Below are 20,091 nucleotides of genomic sequence, written 5' to 3' on the forward strand. Positions count from 1 at the left end.
AATAGACGTGTCCGAATTTGACGGCGACAAGACGTACCAGCATTTCACCGCAAATCGAGTCACGCCCTACATGGGGGCCGAGTTGGATGGAATTGATCTGACCCGGCCCCTCTCACCCAGCCAGGCAGACGAATTGCGAGATGCGCTGGCCAGGTTCCAGGTTATCTTCTTTCGTGACCAGGAAATCAGTCATGACGCGCACAAGGATCTGGGGCGATTGTTTGGGCCTCTCGCGATCCATTCGGCGGTGGCTGGCATCGATGGACATCCAGAGATTGTGGCCATTCATGCCGATGCGGACTCAAAATATGTTGCCGGAGAGAGCTGGCATTCGGATTTGAGTGCAGATGAAGAACCTCCACTTGGTAGTATCCTTTATCTTCACACCGTTCCGGAAACGGGCGGGGATACGATGTTTTCCAGCATGTACAAAGCCTATGACGCCTTGTCTGAACGGATGAAAACATATCTCGAAGGATTGGAGGCGGTGCATGACGCCAATCCGGTTTATCATGCTCTGTTCAAGGATTATGATAAACGGTATCCGGTTGCGACCCATCCGGTCATTCGCAGGCATCCGGTGACCGGAAAGAAATGTATCTTCGTCAATTCGTCCTACACGACCCATATTGAGGGATTGTCGGATGAGGAGAGCAAGGCGGTTCTAAACTTCCTGTTCGACCACGTGAAGAATCCGAACTTTCAGATACGGTTTCGATGGAAACCGCACTCCATCGCCTTTTGGGACAACCGTGCCGTCCAGCACCTGGCGGTTTGGGACTATTTCCCGGAAGTCAGATCCGGTTTCCGGGTCACGATCGCGGGTGACAAACCCGTTTCCTAGGGAATGCGATTGTGGTCCGCTAGTCGTGCTCGAAGCTGAAGACAGAGATACCGCGCGATCTTGTATCGAAGACAAGTTTCTTGTTTAGCGGAGCGTGGGCCCTGGATGGGCAATTGTTCCGGTCGCACATATAGCAATTCACTCCAATGGGCGTCGCCTGCATGGCGGGCAGATTGAGTGTCTGCGCATATATCAGGCGGGGGGCGTAGGCGATGTCACACCCAAGGCCGATGGCGTACTTGGTTGGCGGCCGGTCAAAGGCGCCTTCCGACCGTGACATCGTGCGGGCGATTGAGAAATAGGTCGTATTGTCCGGCATCTGAATGATTTGGGTGCGAACCTGGTCAGGCGTCGCAAAGCAATCATGGATATTCCAGAGCGGGCAGGCGCCACCGAATTTCGAAAAATGAAACCGCCCCGCGCTGAAACGCTTGGACACATTGCCGGCGCTGTCCATTCGGACGAAGAAGAAGGGGATGCCGCGTGCATCCGGTTTCTGAAGTGTGGTGAGGCGGTGGGCGACTTGTTCAAAGCTTGCGCCGAACCGATGGCTGAGCAGCTCAATGTCATATTTCGTTGTTTCGCATTCACGGAGGAAGCGCGCATACGGCATCAGCAACGCGGCGGCGAAGTAATTTGCCAGGCTGACGCTGGCCAGGTTTCGCGCGCTGCGATCCGGGAATTTGGCTTTCTCGACATGCGCTTCAATAAGGGGGGCATATTCCAGCATGGCGATCTGGACGGCCAGCTGAAAGCGTCGTCCGGATTGGTGGAGCAGTTCTGACAGATCGATCCTGCGATGGTGCCGATCAAAATAGCGTAGCCTGTCTGGCATGACATGAGCCGGGACAATCCGGACCTGGTAATTGTGTTGCTTCTTCAGGCGGTCTGTCAGGGTGGTATGAGGTTCATCCGTGGTCAGAAACAATTCGGCTGAGAGCGCTTCTGCCGCTTCGTCGATTTCGGGGAAGTAGTTCCGGTTTTCGTGGAAATATTCACGAACGGAATCCACGCTCCGATCCGTCTGTTCCAGCACTTCGACCTTTTCCCGGTCTGCCATTGGGTTGGCGTCCGAATAGAGCCGGATATTCATCTCCTGATGGCGCGAATAGAGACGGAGGAACGCCTTCGCGATGTCCGGATTGGCGTTGACGACATCTTCGACGTCATTCTTGCCAATCGGCCCGGCTTCAAAAACGGGGTCGCGAAGCGCTTCCATGAGTTCGGAGGCCAGTCGGGCGTCGCTTGCGCCGCCCACATCGCTCAGATCGAAATCGTAGATTTGTGCGAGGGACACGAGCAGTTTCGCGCTCACGGGGCGCTGATTGCTCTCGATCAGATTGATGTAGCTGGCTGAGACATCGAGGTCTTCGGCCATTTGGGCCTGCGTCAGTCCAAGCGTGCGGCGAAGCCGTCGAAGCTTCGCGCCAATGAGGAGTTTCTCTTTTCGCTGGCTCATCAAATACCCTGAAGATTTACAAACTTTACAATTACCGTTGGGTTTACCTTACATCGTAAACATAAAAACCCAATAGAAACAATTGCATACTCGATATTCGGAAGAAGTGTAAATAGTGTTGTGTCAATTCGAGTTTGATTGATGAGGCACATTATGACTTTTGTCGAAGCGTTGGAGCGGGCCCCCAAAGAGGCTGACCATATTGAAGTCCTGAAGCGGGTAGAGGGCGTAGACCGGGTGCTGACCGAGGGTGCGCTCGACTTTCTGGTTCGCCTTGAGCGCCGTTTCGGTTCCCGGCGTCGTGAGCTTCTCGCTGCGCGCCGCGCACGTCAGGCGCGGTTCGATGCCGGGGAGCTGCCGGATTTCCTGCCTGAAACGAAATCAATCCGCGATGGCGTCTGGGAAGTTGCCCCGATCCCGGCGGTTCTCCAGGATCGCCGCGCGGAAATCACGGGCCCTGTTGATCGCAAGATGATGATCAACGCGCTGAACTCTGGCGCCAAGATGTTCATGGCTGACTTCGAGGATGCGTCGTCACCGACCTTCGGGAACATGATCGACGGTCAGGTGAACATGCAGGATTATGCCAATGGCAGCCTGGATTACACGGACCCGAAGTCTGGCAAATCCTATGCGCTCGGCGAAGAGACCGCTGTGATGATCGTGCGCCCTCGCGGATGGCACATGGAAGAGGCGCACCTCCTCATTGACGGCCAACCCATCTCCGCCAGCCTGTTCGATTTCGGACTGCACATCTTCCACAATGGCGCGAAACTGCACGCCTCGGGCCTTGGGCCTTTCTACTACTTGCCGAAGATGGAGAGCCATCTGGAGGCACGCCTGTGGGATGAGGTCTTTGAGTTCGCGCAGGAAACGCTCGGAATTCCAGTAGGCTCCATCAAGGCGACCGTACTGATCGAAACGCTTCCCGCTGCATTCGAGATGGATGAAATCCTTTACGAACTCCGCCGCCACATCGCTGGCCTCAATTGTGGCCGGTGGGACTATATCTTCTCCTACATCAAGACGCTTCGGAAGAACGCAGCCTACGTGCTGCCAGACCGTGCGCAGGTCGGCATGGACCGCGCATTCCTGAATGCTTATTCCTTGCTGCTGATCAAGACGTGCCACAATCGCCGCGCCCATGCGATGGGCGGCATGGCGGCGCAGATTCCGGTCAAGAATGACGAGGCGGCAAACACGGCGGCCTTTGAAAAGGTGCGCGCCGACAAGCTGCGCGAAGTGAAGGCGGGTCATGATGGCACTTGGGTGGCTCACCCTGCGCTCGTGCCTGTGGCGATGGAAGTCTTCAACGAGCACATGCCGGCCTGCAATCAAGTACGCAGCCAGCGGACTTTCCCGCCGATCCGTCGGGACGACCTTCTGCGTCCGCACACCGGGGACATCACCGAGGCGGGTGTGCGCACCAATATTTCCGTCGGCATTGAATACACCGCCGCCTGGCTGAATGGTCGCGGCGCTGTGCCGATCCACAATCTGATGGAAGATGCCGCAACAGCTGAGATCTCCCGCAGCCAGATCTGGCAGTGGTTGCATCATCAGGCCAGCATCATCGCGCAGAATGGTGAAGCCCGTTCGTTCTCACAGGACTGGTTCATGGAAATTCTCGGCGAGGAGCTCGCCAAGATCCGCGAAGCCATCGGCGCAGATGCCTATGAACAGGGCCGCTACGAACTTGCCGCAAACATCTTCACCGAAACGGCAACCGGCGAAGACCTGCCAGACTTCCTGACAACCCCCGCTTACGAGGCGCTGCGAAAGCTCGCCTAATCCCCACACTGACTTCACCAAATTTCAAGGAGACAAAACTATGTCCAACCGCCCAACTTACTCTGAACTGCGCGCCGAGGCGCTCAAGCGTTATCCCGACGGCGTGACGCGCGCCGGGATCAGCATAGACGATATCGTCCAGCTGAAAATCCAGAACACATACTCCACGCATCTCGACATTGCCCGCGAAATGGCCGGCGTGATGAGAGCTGACATGGCGGCCTATGACGCCGACCACTCAAAGTTCACCCAGTCTCTGGGCTGCTGGTCCGGCTTCCACGCGCAACAGATGATCAAGTCTGTCAAGCGCATGCGCGGCACGGCAAAAGGCACCTATGTGTACCTGTCCGGCTGGATGGTCGCTGGCCTGCGCAACACCTGGGGTCACCTGCCGGATCAGTCCATGCACGAAAAGACGGCTGTCGCAGAGCTTATCGAAGAGATCTATGTTTCCCTTCGTCAGGCCGACGAAGTTGCTCTGAACGATTTGTTCCGCGAACTGGCCGCCGCCCGGGAAGCGGGTGCAAGCCAGGATGTCCTGGATGAGATCATCTACCGGATCGACACGTTCGAGACCCATGTGGTTCCGATCATTGCTGACATCGATGCTGGCTTCGGCAACGAGCATGCGACGTATCTGCTGGCCAAGGAGCTGATCAAGGCTGGCGCGTGCTGCCTCCAGATCGAGAACCAGGTCTCTGACGCGAAGCAGTGTGGCCACCAGGATGGCAAGGTCACAGTTCCCCGCGAAGACTTCATCGAGAAGCTGCGCGCCTGCCGTCTGGCATTTGAGGAGCTTGGGGTAGACGATGGTGTGATCGTCGCGCGTACAGACAGCCTCGGCGCCGGCCTGACCCAGAAGGTTCCGGTATCTCAGGGGCCGGGCGACCTGGCTTCGGAATACATCAAATGGCTTGAAACCGAAGAGATCTCCGACTCCAATCCGCTTCAGGATGGCGAGATGGCGCTGCAGAAAGATGGTAAGCTGGTCAAGCCAGTCCGTCTGCCAAACGGCCTCTATCGCTTCCGCGAAGGAACGGGCACCGAGCGCGTGATCGAGGATTGTATCGCCAACCTTACGCTTGGCGGCGCAGACCTGCTCTGGATCGAAACTGATACGCCGAACGTCGACATCATCGCGGGCATGGTGAACCGTATCAAGGAAGTCGTGCCAGATGCGAAGCTGACCTATAACAACAGCCCAAGCTTCAACTGGACCCTCAATCTGCGCAAGCAGGTCCGGGCAGACTGGATCGCGGCTGGCAAGATCTCCGAGAATGAATATCCGGAGGCAGAACTCATGTCGGCCCGCTTTGACGATACCGATCTCGGCAAGGAAGCTGACGCACGCCTGCAACGTTTCCAATATGACATCAGCGAACGCGCTGGCGTGTTCCACAACCTGATCACGCTGCCAACCTTCCACATGACGGCCTTCGCCATGGACGAATTGTCGAAAGGGTACTTCGGCGAGAACAAGATGGCCGCCTATGTGCAGACCATCCAGCGCCGCGAAATCCGCAATGGTGTGTCTGCCGTGAAGCACCAGCACGAAGTGGGCTCAGACCTTGGCGATACGTTCAAGGAAATGGTTGCCGGCGAACGCGCGCTGAAGGCGGGCGGTGTTCACAACACGATGAACCAGTTCGAGAACGTCGACTGATCATACTGAACTTTTCAAACGGACCTAAAGCCCAGCCAGTTTGGCTGGGCTTCTTTTTATGGGCCAGAGACCGGAATCCTGCCGGGTGAGTTCCTATTCAAAGGGAGGATCTTGTATCTGCACACCGGGATGCTCAAAGCCGATTTTCCGCCGGCTCCAGACTGGAGCGAAAGCCTCCGTCTGTGAGCTGAGTTTGGCATAAACCGTAAAGGCGTCCAGGTCCGGAATGTTCAGCGGCGCGTTCAGCTCTACCCGGCCCAGAGGCGGGATGGTGACGGGAAGGAGATCTGAAGACGAGGCGTTCCCGGCAGCATCGGCGACGTATAGGCGGACATTTCCGGCGACCGCCTCATACTCATCATTGATGAGGATAAGCGGCACGTCGACGTCTTGCCCGCGCGGATAGGCTTGGTCACGCCATTCCTTCAGATACACAAGCTGAGGCGCGAAAACATCTTTCGCATAGCGTTCCCAGCGTGGTTCGAGTTCAAGATTGGTGACGTCCAGGAAGCTGTCGCATGTCGCGCTGGTTGTGCGAACTTCCCACGTATCCGGCAGCAGGTCCTCATCATTGCATTTCGACAAATACACAAAATGCTGGACACCTGCATAGCCGCGCATGGCCCGCCAATAGGCCGTCAATTCAGAGGTGACGTAGGCGTAGGCTTCCCGGTACTCGTCCGGTGACAGATCCAGTCCGCCTGTCATCGTGTCGAATGCACTCTGTGCCAAGGGTGTCGGGCGACCGAGCTGCGTGATCCAGAGAAAAGCATACTCATTATTGATGAAGGGGTGCTCTGGCGCGTCCGCATAAGTGGCGAACAGGCCCCAAACGGCCTGTGGCGGCTGGCCGTCCATTGTTGAAAAATCATCAAGTGTATAGGCACGATCATTGAGGTTCAGCGCTCCGCCGGAATTCAGCTTGTACGGATGTTCTTCGATAGGGTCATTCGGGCCTTCGGGGCGCTGGTAGCCACCATTCTCCCATTGCCGCGTCGGATCAATCGAGCGAACCCGCGCGATCACCTCGGTCGACATGGGATTATTATTTTCGTTGGCCGCATCCCACCAACCAATGGAAGGATGGTTCCAGCTTTCCCGCACCCAGCCCCGGAACTCTTTCTCAAGCTCGACAATCGACCAGTCCGCAGACTCCGTTCCGCGCGCGACAGACCAGAAGCTGTACTCATCGGCAATGATCAGGCCGACCTCATCAGCAATGTCGTACCAGAAGTTCGGTACCCGGCCATTGTGTGTTCGGATTGAGTTCCAGTGGAAGTCCTTGGGATGACCAGAGAGAAGTTCACGAACCCAGTCCTCATTCCACGGAAGGGTCTTACGTTCCGCATCGCCGAAGAAGCGGTGCAGCGCGACATTCGTCCCGCGCAAATAGTATTTTCGATTGTTCAGATAGAAGCCCTTATCGTCTCCGCTACGCCACTCGGATTTTCTCATCCCGAAACGTGTGGCGCGATCGTCGGTGGCGACCCATTCGCCATCAGCGTTTGCGGTTTCAACTCTGGTCGACACCAGGTACAGATGGGGCGTCTCCGGGCTCCAGAGCTTGGCGTCTTCTATCGTGAAGGTCTGGGTCAGGCTCGTATTGCTACCCGGTGCCAATGTAACCTCGTCAGATATTTGTGGCACGAATTCCTGCGAGACCGGCCAGGAAGCGGCGGACTGGGACACGCGGGCGCCAAGGGCGGTATCGGACGAATTGTGAAGCTCCGTAATGACCGTCACCTGACCTGTGTCGACATCCGTTTCGACCTTCACATTTGCAATGGACGCATCCCCGGTCATGACGAGACTGACACTATCCCAAAGCCCCGGATACCACCGCGCGACCTCATCATCGTCGCCAGCGGGAACAAAGTCGGGCAACTGGCTTCGGTCTGCGCCGAGCCGGACGATGAGTTCATTTTCGCCGCCGTATTTGATGGCCGTGCTGGCGTCGTACTCTGACAGGGTAAACGGTCCGAAATGCTCGCCCAGCTCTTGACCGTTCAGCCAGACTTTGACGCCATAGGCCGCCTTGTGCAGGCAGATATGAGCTTGTGCAGACGGAGTGTTCGGCGCGCTGAATCGTGTGCGATACCAGAACGCGTCGCGTTGTTTGCTCTTTTTGCCCATCTCGCTGAATGAGGGCGTGGCCTTGGTGATCAATCCGGGGACGGGGGCGCGATGAGCAAAAGCTTCGGGCGCGGTGTCTGAAAGCGGGCCTTCCTCCACGTCCCAGACCCCATCTAGCGAGACCGTTCTGCGTACGGCTTCACCAAAGTCCACATGACTGTTCTGGCAGGCGGCCACCGGATAAGAGCCTTGCAGGCTGGCGGTGTAATTCTCGCCCGGTTCAAACGTTCCTGCCCATTCCACAAAGGCGTCATTCTTCATCAGCGCGACGAGAATGTGAACCCGATTGAAATAGGCGACAATGGCGAGAAGAACCACGAGGGCGATCAGGCCAGCCAATATTCTGAGGGGCCATTTCAATCTTTTGAGCAACATGCAGACCTGCCGGATTCTTTGATGAAGAGCGATGGTGCGCCAAAAGTCGTCCAATTGGACTATTTGTCAATTGAAAATTAGTCCGTTTGGACGTATTTTGTGTTCAATCGCCATCGGCCCGCTGCCTGCTCGCGGTGGGCGTGTGCGTTGACCCCGTGCGGCGATCTTCTAGGGTCGGCGCGGTAGCAATAACCTTTTTGAAGAAGACCAAGTTGAGCCAGACCGCCGAGACCCGAAAGCACCGCACTCCGGCTCAGGACCGGTCCGAAAAGAAGCGGGCCCGTATCCTTCATGAGGCGCGTATCGCCTTCGCGCAGGAAGGGTTCGAGGCGGCGAATGTCCGCGACATAGCAGCGGCCGCTGGCACTCGGCATTCAATGATCCGATACCATTTCGGCACGAAAGAACAGCTCTGGCGAGAGGCGGTTCGGGACATGTTCCAGATGCTCGATCAGGCGCTGGCGCTTGACGACTCTGATGGCGAGCCATCTGGCGGTGTCGAGGGGTACAAGGATTTTCTGCGGCGCTATATTCGCCACTGCGCTGCCCATCCGGAGCATGCCCGGATCATGATCTCCGAAGCCATGCGCGGCGGGGAACGACTCAACTGGATTGTCGAGAACTTCCTCGCCCCGCGGCGCGACCTCGTGGAGCGACAGATGGCGACAGCGGGCAACATTCAGCAAATGCCAAAGATGCACCCGCTGTCATTGGTCTACATCGTCTCGTCGATCTGCCAGATGCCCTATGTCCTGGCCAAGGAGTCGGAGGCATTGTTCGATGTGGACGTGCAGGCACCTGAACTGGTCGACGCTCACATAGAGTCTGTGATCAATCTCTTCTTCCAGTATCGAGAGTCGGACGCATCGGGCCAGTGACGGCCGTGTGTGTTTTGATGTTCGTCAGCGTTGCGCTGTTTTCGCAAGATATGAGCCTCGGCATTTTCTACGTGGCCAGCTGCCTGTTTCTCTTCGCTTGGGGTGGTGGTTTGCCCCTGATGATGGGCGCCGTGGCGGAAGTGGATATCACTGACCGGGTGACATCATTACGACCGGTTCTGGCGTTCGCCGGAATGGGGATCGGCCCTGCGCTTGTCGGCTTCAGCCCGGGTGGGCAAGACTTGTTTCAAAGGGTTTTGCTGACGACCAGTTTCCTGGTTGCTATCGCGCTCGCACTGTTCTGCCTGGCACAGGTGGGGCGGCGCTTCATGCTTCGGCACCAGGGTCCGGATTCCGAATTTGTCTTGGTCAGGCGTCGGCGATGATCAGCCGGATGCCAGCTGCTTCGATGGTGCTGGCGTCCTTGTCGCCAAGTCGCGCGTCTGTGACGAGCACATCGATTTCATTCAGTGGGCATACGACATTGCCTGACGAGCTTTCGAATTTGGACGCATCGGCGAGCACGATCACCTCTTCTGCTCGCTCCATGAAGCGGCGCTCGCTGGCGACCAGAACCACATCATCCTGCATCAGGCCTCGCGCGCTGAGAGCGGCGGCGCCCATGAACAATTTGGGAGCGTGGAAGGCGGGAGTGAGGTCTTCACCGAACAGGGGTAGCACTATGTTCTGTTCTGGAAACACCGCCCCGCCCGGTATCAGCACGCGTGTGCCGGGCTGGCCGCCCAGAGCCTGGACGATGTGTAGAGAATTGGTCAGCACCTGCAGATTGAGCCCCTCAAGGAATGGACACATCTGTAATGTGGTTGACCCGCCATCGATCATGATGCCTTCGCCCGCATTGCATAATTGCGCTGCGGCCTGGCCAATGGCTTTTTTCTGCTGGGTGTTCAGAACGACATTCTCATGAAATGGCGTGCCGAACAGTTTCAGATCCGCTTTCGCCTGACCGTCGCTGGACGAAACAGATTTTGCCCCGCCGCGAACGCGGATGATCTTGCCTTCCTCGTCCAGTCGCTCAAGGTCGCGCCGGATCGTGGCCGGTGATCCGTCCAGCTTTGCTTCTATGTCCCGAAAGCTGACAAAGCCGTGCTCTGCCAGCAGGTCCAGAATGATCGATTCACGTTGTGTCGCATGCATGAGCGGTATTTTGAACGACGAACGCTAAGAATCAATCAATTTCGATCAGACAATTCCAGCGCCAAGCCCGACCGCGGCACGTTCCTGGCTCTTTCGTTCACGGTATTGGCTTGCGCGATAGGTGGCGATCATGTCGATTGCGCCGCCCTTGTCTGCTCGCACGGCCGCGAGAAGCGGGGACACGTCCGTCTTGTAGGCGTCCCTTAGCGTCTGGAAGGCAAGCATGACATCATTCGTTTCCTGCGCTGCATGCAATGCGTCTCGGTCTACAAGCAGGGCTTTCGAATACGCCGTCACAATGGCGTCAGCCGAGGACATCATGGACTCGATCGGGTCAGTCACATTGTGCGACTGGTCGATCATGTAGGACGGGCTGAAACCGCCGCGTGGATTGCGTTCGGCTTCGACGAGTTCGTTGAACACAAGGAACAATTGGTGCGGATTGATTGATCCGGAATCAAGATCATCATCGCCATACTTGCTGTCATTGAAGTGAAATCCGCCGAGCTTGTCGAAGCGGTGGAGGCGGGCAACGATTTGTTCAATGTTCACGTTCGGCGCATGGTGACCAAGATCGATAAGGCATTTGCATTTCTCGCCAAGCGTCTGGGCGGCCAGGATGGATGAGCCCCAGTCAGAGATGACGGAAGAATAGAAAGCCGGTTCGAACATCTTGTGTTCAAGCAGCATGCGCCAATCATCCGGCAGGGCAGCGTAGATCTCTGCCGCCGCGTCCAGATACCGGTCAAGCGACCGTCCCAGATCCTGCTGGCCTGGAAAGTTGGTTCCGTCGCCAACCCAGACGGTCAGGTCTGTCGCGCCAAGTTTCTTTCCGATTTCGATACACTCGATGTTGTGGGCAACGGCTTGTGCGCGGGTGGCCGCGTCCGTCGATGCAAGTGATCCGTTGGCGTATGAATGTGACTGGCCCGGCTGATCCTGAAATGTGTTGGAGTTGATCGCATCGAAGCCCAACCCGAGGGCTTCGGCGTCGCGGCGCAGGGCGGAATAGTCTTGGACCTTGTCCCACGGGAAATGAGGACTGACGCGCGGAGTCGCCTGCGACAGCTGGTTGATCACCGCGCAGTCTTCCAGTTTCTCGTGAATATTGGTCGGCTCTCCGGGGATCGGAAATTTCGCGAACCGGGTGCCGCCGCGGCCGGTGCCCCAGCTTGGAACCGCGACGCTGAAATCAGACACTTTCTGGCGTACGTCGCTGATGTTGATGCCGTTGCGCGTCAGTTTTCGTGACAAGGCGGCGTAGTCTTCCTCGACAGCTTCGAGGCGTTTGTCATTCTGTTCGGCGATCAGGTCCGCGGAAATGGGAAGATGTGTCATCGAGGCTGCTCCCGTTTAGCGCGTGAAGGCTTGTGCGTTGCCAGCATCTACATTGAGCATGTTTCCAGTCGATTTGGCAGACATGTCGCTGGCGAAAAAGTACACAGCCTCGGCAACGTCAGCCGGCAACACGTCCCGCTTCAGCATTGAGCGTAGCCTGTAGTGCTCTTCCAGTTCCTTGCCCGTATCAATGCCATGTGCGCTGGCGCGTTCCTTGCGCCAGTCGCCATCCCAGATACGAGACCCCTTGATTACAGCGTCCGGGTTCACTGTGTTCACGCGGATGCCGTGCGCGGCGCCTTCCAGGGCGAGGCAGCGGGCGAGGTGGTTCGCTGCAGCCTTGGCAGAGGCATAGGCGGCGGCGCCATTTGCGGCGGCCACGCCATTCTTCGAACCAATAAAGACCATTGAGCCTTCGCCCTGTTGCTTCATCAGCGTGAAGGCGGAGCGCGCCGTCAGGAAATAGCCTTCAGCCAGTACGTCAAAGTTCTTTTTCCACATTGCGGACGTGGTCTCCTCGAATGGCGCAGACGAGGCAATTCCAGCGTTCGCGACGAAGATATCGCAGCCCCCGAACTCGACCGCGCACGACTTGAATGCCGCAGCAACGGCGGCTTCGTCGGTCACGTCGCAGATTGCGGTTCTGATGACATCCTTGCCGAATTCGCTCTGAAATCCAGCCGCCGCTGCGTCCAGCGCAGCTTCATCGCGATCAAGCAACATCACGCAAGCGCCTTCGCGCATCAGGCGCGCGGCGGTCGCGGCGCCAATTCCGCCAGCGCCTCCGGTGACGACTGCAATCTTGCCGACCAATGGTTTTGGCTTTGGCATGCGCTGCAGTTTTGCTTCCTCCAGCGCCCAATATTCGATGTTGAATGCCTCTTGTTCATCCAGCGCGACATATGCGCCGATGGCTTCAGCGCCGCGCATGACATTGATAGCGTTTCCGTAGAACTCGCCCGCGATCCTGGCGGTGGCCTTGTTTGCGGCAAAGGTGATCCGACCAACGCCCGGAACAAGGACCACGACAGGGTTGGCATCGCGCATGGCCGGGTCATTCGGGCCCGCGCAGCGTTGGTAATATCCGGCATATCCTGCGCGGTAGTCTTCCAGGGAGGATTGCAGGTAGGCCTGATCGTTCAAACGTTCGGGATCGAGCGTGAGTGGTGCGATCTTGGTACGCAGGAAATGATCCGGACACGATGTACCAAGGCGGGCAAGTCGTTCGAAATCGGCTGACCCAACAAATTCCAGTGTTTCTGCATCGTCGGAATAATGGGCAAGTTTCGGCCGGTCCCCGGTCATCAGCGCGCGCAGTTTCGGCATCAGGGCGGCGGCTATGGCGCGCCGCTCCGGATTTGGTGCCACGATCTCGCCACCGAATGCGGGCGCATCTCCGAGTTTCTCATTCAGGTAACTCGCCGCGTCTGCAATCAGCTGGATTGTGTGCTCATAGCAATCCTTGGCGGTATCCGCCCAGCAGATGATGCCGTGACCGGCCAGCATCACGCCCTGAACGTCAGGGTTCTGTTTTACATAGTCCCGGATCATGACGCCCAGCGTGAAGCCTGGCCGTTTCCACGGAAGCCAGCCGATCTTGCCATTCCATATTTCCTGCGTGGCGGCTTCGCCTTCGGACGATGCCGCCAGTGCGATGATGGCGTCCGGGTGGACGTGATCAATATGCGCAAAGGGCAAAAGCGAATGGAGCGGTGTGTCGATGGAGGCCGCGCGGGTGTTCAGATTGTAGGTGCAATGCGGAAGGTAGCCGACCATCTTGTCGTCATCGTCGGGGCCGGAATAATGCTTTTCCAGTTCAAGCAGTCTGGATTGGTAGAGCGTAGCGAACCCCTCGATCTTCATGGAGCCGATGTCGCCACCGGATCCTTTTACCCACAAGACGTCAACAGTCTCACCCGTTAGCGGATCAACACCTTCAAGTTTCGCCGATGTGTTGCCACCGCCAAAGTTCGTTACGGTGAGATCCGATCCCAGCAGGTTGGATCGATACAAGAGCAGCTCAGGAGGGGACAAATCAGCGGCCACATCGTCGTTCCACAGGCTTTCGGGAACGGCGAACTTTGTGGCGGAGCGGGCGAGAGCTTCGGTATCAGTGGACATGTGGGGCCTCCAAACGACATCTTTCGGCTCGCTAGCATTTCAAATTGCCAAATTCAATCATTTTCGCTTAATAATGATCATTGTTGTGGAATCAATTGTTGGAGTATCCGAATGAGTGCCGTCATCGTGCTCGACGTCGGCAAGACGGTCAGCAAGCTCAGTCTTTGGTCTCCTGACGGAGATATCCTGGCGCGGGAGACCCGGGCGAATGAGCGTGTGAGTTCAAATGGGCGCGCCACGCTGGACGTTGATGGCATCTCCGAATGGCTGATTTTCACGCTCAAGAAATTCGCGCCTCTCGCAGAAGTCGCCCACATCATCCCGGTCGCGCACGGGGCAGGACTTGTTGTGGTGAAGTCTGGCCGACATGTCATTCCGCCGTTCGATTACGAAGTTCCCATTCCGGACGATGTTCGGCGTGGCTACGCGGCGGAGAGGGATCCGTTCGAAATTACTGGTTCGCCCTTTCTGGCCGACGGTTTGAATGCGGGGGCGCAACTATACTGGGCGGTGCAGGAGAATGATGCGGTCCTGGATGACGCGACAATCATGCCGTGGGCGCAATACTGGGCATGGTTTCTGTCAGGGGAAATGCGCTCGGAAGGCACCAGCCTGGGCTGCCACACGGATTTATGGGCGCCGATGGAGCGGGACTTTTCGCCCATGGCGAAGCGGTTAGGCTGGGCGCAGCGTTTTGCGCCGGTCGTCTTTGCGGGAGAGCCCATTGGACAATTGCGCGGCGACCTGGCCCACAGGACCGGATTGAGTCCAAACGCTGTCATTCATTGCGGACTGCACGATTCGAATGCGGCGCTCGTGGCGGCGATGGGATTCCCTCAGTTCGCTGAAGACGAGATGAGCATCGTTTCAACGGGTACATGGTTCGTAACGATGCGGCGACCGGAAAAGTCTGCTGACTTGCCCGCTTTGTCTGATGAAAGAGATTGCCTCGTCAATGTGGATGCGTGGAACCGGCCAGTCCCATCTGCACGCTTCATGGGCGGGCGGGAGATTGAGCGACTCGTCGCGCCGGATGCGCAGCGAGTGGACCGGAGGCAGGATCAGGCGCGGTTGATGGACGCTGTGCCGGACGTGATGAGGTCTGGCGCGCAATTGATGCCCTGTTTTGCGCCGGGATTTGGTCCTTATTCAAAGCGCTCAGGTCATTGGATTTCAAAACCCGGAACGGCAGATGCCAGAGGGGCGACCATCAGTCTGTATGCCGCTCTGATGACGAATACCTGTCTTGACCTGGTTGCTTCAACGGGGCCCGTCCTGGTGGAAGGGCGTTTTGCAGGGGCTGAGGTTTTCGTGCGTGGGCTGGCATCCTTGCGGGGTGATGATCAAGTGTTTGTATCGAGTGCGCAGAACGATGTTTCCTTCGGGGCGCTCAGGCTGATCTATCCTGATCTGGAGCCGCAAGGCGTTCTGGAGAGGGTTGAGCCTCTTCCCGAAGACCTCGGCAAATATGCATCTGGATGGGAAAGTCGTCTGGCCGAAGCGGAGTATGACACGGAGGGGCGCTGACTATTTTCTGTCGAGCAGATCGCCGGACAGGTCAGGCACGGACTTCGCGCCCATCAGCACCATCGCAATGCGCATCTCATGTTCGATCAATGAGATGAATTGCGATACGGCAGTCTCTCCCCCCGCGGCCAGTGCGTAGATGTAAGCCCGTCCGAACATGACGGCATCCGCGCCGAGGCAGAGCGCTTTTAAAACATCCAGCCCGTTGCGAAATCCGGAATCGACGAGCACTTTCATTCGTCCGTCGACGGCATGGACGATGTCAGGCAATGCTCTGATGCTGGACGACACGGTGTCGAGTTGGCGGCCGCCATGATTGGAGACGATGATGCCATCGGCCCCGAGGCGGACGGCGTCGTCCACATCGTCACGATCCAGAATGCCTTTTATCACCAGGTTTCCCGACCAGGTGTCGCGAATCCATTCCAGGTCGCGCCATGAGATCTCGGGGTCGAAATTCGCGCCCAGCCATCCGATATAGTCCGACAAGTTTGTCTTTTTCCCTCGGTAGACAGATATGTTGCCCAAATCATGCGGGCGCCCCATCAGCCCGACTGACATGGCCCATTCGGGATGTGTGATGGCTTGGTACATGCGCTTCAACGGCGCGTTGGGCCCGCTCATGCCAGAGTGGGCATCGCGGTAGCGCGCCCCGGGTACAGGCATGTCTACAGTAAAAACAAGAGTGCGCACACCAGCGGCTTCGGCGCGCTCAAGCACATTCTTCATGAAGGCGCGGTCTTTCAGAACGTAGAGCTGAAACCAGATCGCGCGATCTGTCTTGCTTGCAACTTCTTCCAGTGAGCAAACCGAGACCGTTGAAAGTGTGTAGGGAATGCCCGCCCGCTCGGCAGCCTTGGCGGCCTGTACTTCGCCCCTGCGTGCATACATGCCTGTCAGGCCGACCGGGGACAGGCCGATAGGGGCAGCGAGCGTTTCGCCGAACACGGATGTGCTCAGGTCAATCGAATCTGATCCCCGCAAGACGCGTTGCCGTAACCGGATCGACTGCAGATCGGATGTATTCCGCGCGAGGGTTTGCTCCGCATTCGCGCCGCCATCTATATAGTCGAACAGGAATTTTGGCAGCTTGCGAAGCGCGGCAGCACGAAAGTCTTGTGGTGATGAAATGATCAAGGCCGTCGCCTCCCTGATGGTTTGCCGACCACTCTGGCGTGTTCGTGCTTGACGTACAATAAATCGAATGCAATCAACAATGATAATAATCAATCAAAATATGTCATACATGTGCATGTGATTCAGGGGAGGAACATCGCAATGTCGATTGCTGGAGCGGACGCCGCAGGCGCCGTCGAAACCGGTGAGCCGCAGAATCTGGACTTCCACCCGGTTCCGCCTCGCAAGCTTCAACCCGCTGGATATTTCGCCGGAAACTATTCGGGGGAGCATGTTGCAGGTACGGAATTTGTCATCGGCGCATTGTTTGCCGGGGCAGGCGCGGCTGCATCCGATGTGATTCTCGGTTTGCTCGTCGGAAACTTGCTGGCAGTTCTGACATGGGCCTTCATCACCGCACCGATTGCGGTCGACACACGCCTGACACTCTACGCCTATCTCGAGAAGATTGCAGGTCGCCATTTCCTGAAGATCTATTCGGTTGTAAACGGCGTGATGTTCCTCGGGCTGGCCGGATCCATGATCACCGTGTCTGCCTCAGCTGTGCGCGTATTCTACAATTCGGCAGTCCCCGGTGCGCCAATTGCTCCGCAGACCGGAATGTTCCCCACCGACATTCGGTTTGTGCTCATCGCCTTGGCCGTGGGGGCCGTCGTGGTCGCGCTTGCTGTCTTGGGCTTCAAAAGGCTCGCGCAGTTTGCAGGCGCGGTCGTACCCTGGATGATCTGCATCTTCCTTGTCGGCGCCCTGGTGCTCTATCCCTTGCTGGCTCAGGCAACCGGAAGTGCCTTGCCCGCGGTATCAGGCGATGTGTTCTGGCAGGTCCTCTCAACACAAGTGTACCAGCCCACCCCGATGGAGGGCGCTTTCTGGTCCATCCCGAACGAAGCCAAGAGTTTCTGGTCCATTGCGGCCTTTGCGTGGGTCGCCAATCTCGCAATGCACGGATCCCTGGGAGACATGACGCTGCTGCGCTTTGCGAAGAAAAAGTCTTACGGTTGGTTCTCCGCACTCGGCATGTTCATAGGTCATTTTGTCTGTTGGGTCTGCGCAGGCGCGATGGGGGCGGGCGCGGCCTATGCGCTCAATACACAGATAGGTCTGCTGGACCCCGGCGCGGTGGCGACACAGGCGCTAGGCCTTGCGGGGGTTATCGCAGTCATCATCGCCGGCTGGACCACATCCAATCCGACGCTTTACCGGGCAGGACTTGCGTTTCAGAGCCTGAACCCTGCCTGGAAGCGTACCCATGTCACCATTCTCGTTGGCCTCGTCACCATGGTGCTGGCGTGTTCACCCTTCGTGTTTACCCAATTGCTTGGTTATGTCGGGTGGATGGGGCTGATCCTGTCGCCGGTAGGCGCGATCATCGTCGCGGAGCATTGGTTGTTTCCGCGCACAGGGCTTCGTCGGTACTGGACTTCGTATCGCAAGTCGGGGCTGAATGTGCCCGCAGTTCTTGCCTGGGGCGCGGCTCTTGCCATCATCTCTGTGCTGTATTTTGGCGCCGGTGTGCACCAGTTCTTTCTTCTGCTGCCTGCATGGGCCACCGCGACGATTGCCTATCTGGTACTCGCGCGCAGCTTCGGTGCTGCGAAACAATATCCGCAGGCGGAGATTGAGGAAGAGACGCTCGCGATGCGGAAGGCGGAGGAGGCTCGCTATCTGGCGTCGGGCGCGCCAATTGACGAGTCTGGCGGGCACACACTCTTGTGGTGGGGTTTGCAAGCAATCGGCTTCCTATCCCTCGCATGGATGCTGGTGTCCGGCGCGCAACTCCTTTTCGTCGATGCGGCTGCTTACCCAGGTGCCCTTGCCGCATTCCGCGAGAACGTCATCTGGCCAAGCCTTGTCTTCTTCGCCTGCGCGGCGCTGGCGGTGATCATTCGTGGGGAGAAGCGGGAGCTGTCCTGAGCGATTTGAACACGATTTGCCTGATCGCCCGACCAGGGCGCAGCAGCTAGAATGAATGGCAGCTTTCAGGAACAATGAGGCGCGACCGAGCGAGAAGGACTCTGACCTAGAGAAATGTTCTGCATTTCTGGAATTCAGACCATTCCTGGCGGGCGCGAAGGAATTTGTGTCCGCCAAGTCTCGTGCGCTGCTAAAGGCCAAACGGAGGTGGAGGCGCGCGCTACCCTAAGGAGGACTCCGTAGAATGAGTTATAACGAACATGTGAGGAGTTTCTCGACAACTATCACTGGATATTAAGGGCCAGTGCGGTACATGCGCGGCATGAAAGCCGTTTTCAATCTGTCCCTTCCTGTAGCTGCTGTAGCGATTTTGGCAGGATGTGCCTCTGTGCCGCAGCGGCCGGAGGAGGCCGCTTTACCTGTGGGCGGAGATTTTCTCAGTGTGGAGGCAGAGCTTCCGTTCAACACTCAATGGTGGACGCAATTTGGTGACCCCGAACTGACCGCGCTGGTCGATCGCGCCCTGTCTGCCAACAAGTCGCTTGAGCTGGCCTCTGCCAACTTGCGTGCAGCAGAGGCCTCTGCGCTCGGGGCGCGTCTTGGGCGGAGTTATTCGACGTCGGCCAATACGACAGCCGAAGTCGGCCGGGCAGCTCGGTCGGGCGAAGATGTCGATTTGTCTGTTCAGGGCGGACTAGGCGCCAGCTGGGAGTTTGATGCGTTCGGTCGGATTGAGGCTCAGATCGCGGCGGCAGAGTTCGATGTTGAGGCTGCGCGACAGGCACGCCGAGACGTGGCGGTGATCGTCGCCAGCGAAACGGCACGTAATTATGTGCAGATGCGCGGGGCGCAAACACGGCTCGAAGTTGCGCGCAAGAATGCCCAAACCCAGGCTGAAGGGCTCGAATTGCTTCAGACCCTTTTTGACAATGGCCGTGCAACCCGGCTGGACCTTGAGCGTGCTGAGGCACAATACCGGACAACGCTCGCCTCATTGCCCCGCTACGAAGCGACGATCCAGTCGTCTCGAAATGCTCTGGCAGCGCTGACAGGGCGGGCGGCGAACGATCCGGATGCCTCTTTGGCGAACCTCGTCTCCACGCGTTTGGATATTCCGGAACATGAGGGAGCCATCGCAACGGGCTCCCTGGCTGAACTGGTACGGAGACGCCCGGACATCCGCGAAGCTGAAGCGACCATTGCCCGGCAACTGGCCCTTGGAGAGGCGGCGCGGGCCGATTTGTTTCCAACAATTACGCTCAACGCAGATCTGTTCGCGCTGTTCGACGACAGCAACAATGTCGGGGATCTGTCGAGCTTCGGGTTCGGTATTGGGCCGTCCATCAGCTGGGCTGGTCCCGACCTCAGACGCGTCCGCGCTGATATCGCGGTTGCGGATGCCGTCTCCGAAGCGGCAATTGCGCAATATGAGCAGACAGTGTTGAATGCGCTCAGTGAAGTGGAGTCGGCGCTGACCGACTACACCAACGAATTAAGGCGGCGCGACGATCTTCAGCGCGCCGCCGCCTCAGCGCGCCGTGCGATTGATCTGGCGCGACTGCGTTTCGAAGAAGGCCTCGATGACTATCTCGACGTTCTGGAGGCCCAGAGAACCCTGCTGACTGCGGAAGACCAGTTGGCGGAGAGTAGATTGCAATCATCCAGCCTCGCGATTGCTGCGTATAGAGCGTTGGGTGGAGTAGAGTTGATGGACGGAACTCCGCAAGCCGATCCAGAAATGGCATTGGAATGA

Annotated in this window: 14 protein-coding genes; 8 read left to right on the forward strand and 6 right to left on the reverse strand. The window is 57.7% G+C overall.

The window, feature by feature from the left end; translation table 11 throughout:
• Positions 1–7: 7 nt before the first annotated feature.
• On the forward strand, positions 8–844 hold the full coding sequence (locus tag HY36_RS15355; RefSeq protein ID WP_035554683.1) for a TauD/TfdA dioxygenase family protein: 837 nt from the start codon (positions 8–10) through the stop codon (positions 842–844).
• A gap of 19 nt (positions 845–863) precedes the next feature.
• On the opposite strand, the gene HY36_RS15360 is transcribed toward HY36_RS15355, so the two are convergent.
• Entirely contained in the window at positions 864–2,303 is a 1,440-nt protein-coding gene (locus HY36_RS15360; RefSeq protein ID WP_035554685.1) for a helix-turn-helix domain-containing protein, read from the reverse strand.
• 153 nt (positions 2,304–2,456) lie between these two features.
• Between HY36_RS15360 and aceB the strand changes: the two genes are divergently transcribed.
• On the forward strand, positions 2,457–4,094 hold the full coding sequence (aceB, locus tag HY36_RS15365; protein ID WP_051602866.1) for a malate synthase A: 1,638 nt from the start codon (positions 2,457–2,459) through the stop codon (positions 4,092–4,094).
• A 40-nt stretch (positions 4,095–4,134) separates the two neighbouring features.
• The gene (locus tag HY36_RS15370; RefSeq protein ID WP_035554686.1) at positions 4,135–5,757 is read left to right on the forward strand and encodes an isocitrate lyase; all 1,623 of its coding nucleotides are present in this window, start codon (positions 4,135–4,137) and stop codon (positions 5,755–5,757) included.
• Between the two features lie 93 nt (positions 5,758–5,850).
• Here HY36_RS15370 and HY36_RS15375 read toward each other — a convergent pair whose 3' ends face one another.
• On the reverse strand, positions 5,851–8,265 hold the full coding sequence (locus HY36_RS15375) for a glycoside hydrolase family 2 protein (protein WP_081806228.1): 2,415 nt from the start codon (positions 8,263–8,265) through the stop codon (positions 5,851–5,853).
• Positions 8,266–8,477: 212 nt separating this feature from the next.
• Here HY36_RS15375 and HY36_RS15380 point away from each other — a divergent pair, with 212 nt between their 5' ends.
• Positions 8,478–9,143, forward strand: coding sequence for a TetR/AcrR family transcriptional regulator (locus tag HY36_RS15380; protein ID WP_035554690.1), 666 nt, complete (start codon positions 8,478–8,480; stop codon positions 9,141–9,143).
• 50 nt (positions 9,144–9,193) lie between these two features.
• Complete coding sequence (locus tag HY36_RS15385) at positions 9,194–9,529, forward strand: hypothetical protein (protein WP_155841983.1); 336 nt, start codon at positions 9,194–9,196, stop codon at positions 9,527–9,529.
• On the opposite strand, the gene HY36_RS15390 is transcribed toward HY36_RS15385, so the two are convergent.
• The 3 genes from HY36_RS15390 to HY36_RS15400 are packed head-to-tail and all read right to left on the reverse strand — an operon-like array spanning position 9,513 to position 13,760.
• A complete protein-coding gene (locus HY36_RS15390; protein WP_035554694.1) occupies positions 9,513–10,301 on the reverse strand; it encodes a DeoR/GlpR family DNA-binding transcription regulator in 789 nt (262 codons plus the stop codon). The two genes, HY36_RS15385 and HY36_RS15390, sit on opposite strands and share 17 nt — an antisense overlap.
• A 45-nt stretch (positions 10,302–10,346) precedes the next feature.
• On the reverse strand, positions 10,347–11,639 hold the full coding sequence (locus HY36_RS15395) for a TIM barrel protein (RefSeq protein WP_035554696.1): 1,293 nt from the start codon (positions 11,637–11,639) through the stop codon (positions 10,347–10,349).
• Between the two features lie 15 nt (positions 11,640–11,654).
• Positions 11,655–13,760 carry a bifunctional rhamnulose-1-phosphate aldolase/short-chain dehydrogenase gene (locus HY36_RS15400; protein WP_035554697.1) on the reverse strand — a complete coding sequence of 702 codons (2,106 nt, stop codon included), beginning with the start codon at positions 13,758–13,760 and terminating at the stop codon, positions 11,655–11,657.
• A 111-nt stretch (positions 13,761–13,871) separates the two neighbouring features.
• Here HY36_RS15400 and HY36_RS15405 point away from each other — a divergent pair, with 111 nt between their 5' ends.
• Positions 13,872–15,287, forward strand: coding sequence for an FGGY-family carbohydrate kinase (locus HY36_RS15405; RefSeq protein ID WP_035554698.1), 1,416 nt, complete (start codon positions 13,872–13,874; stop codon positions 15,285–15,287).
• Here the strand turns inward: HY36_RS15405 and lldD are convergent, their stop codons facing one another.
• A complete protein-coding gene (gene lldD / locus HY36_RS15410) occupies positions 15,288–16,424 on the reverse strand; it encodes an FMN-dependent L-lactate dehydrogenase LldD (protein WP_035554700.1) in 1,137 nt (378 codons plus the stop codon). It lies immediately after the preceding gene.
• Between the two features lie 141 nt (positions 16,425–16,565).
• Between lldD and HY36_RS15415 the strand changes: the two genes are divergently transcribed.
• Together HY36_RS15415 and HY36_RS15420 are read left to right on the forward strand one after the other, a co-directional pair.
• On the forward strand, positions 16,566–18,338 hold the full coding sequence (locus tag HY36_RS15415; RefSeq protein WP_155841985.1) for a nucleoside transporter: 1,773 nt from the start codon (positions 16,566–16,568) through the stop codon (positions 18,336–18,338).
• Positions 18,339–18,660: 322 nt separating this feature from the next.
• Positions 18,661–20,091 carry an efflux transporter outer membrane subunit gene (locus tag HY36_RS15420; RefSeq protein WP_162176011.1) on the forward strand — a complete coding sequence of 477 codons (1,431 nt, stop codon included), beginning with the start codon at positions 18,661–18,663 and terminating at the stop codon, positions 20,089–20,091.

Source organism: Hyphomonas atlantica corrig. (genome assembly GCF_000682715.1).
GTDB classification, from domain to species: domain Bacteria; phylum Pseudomonadota; class Alphaproteobacteria; order Caulobacterales; family Hyphomonadaceae; genus Hyphomonas; species Hyphomonas atlantica.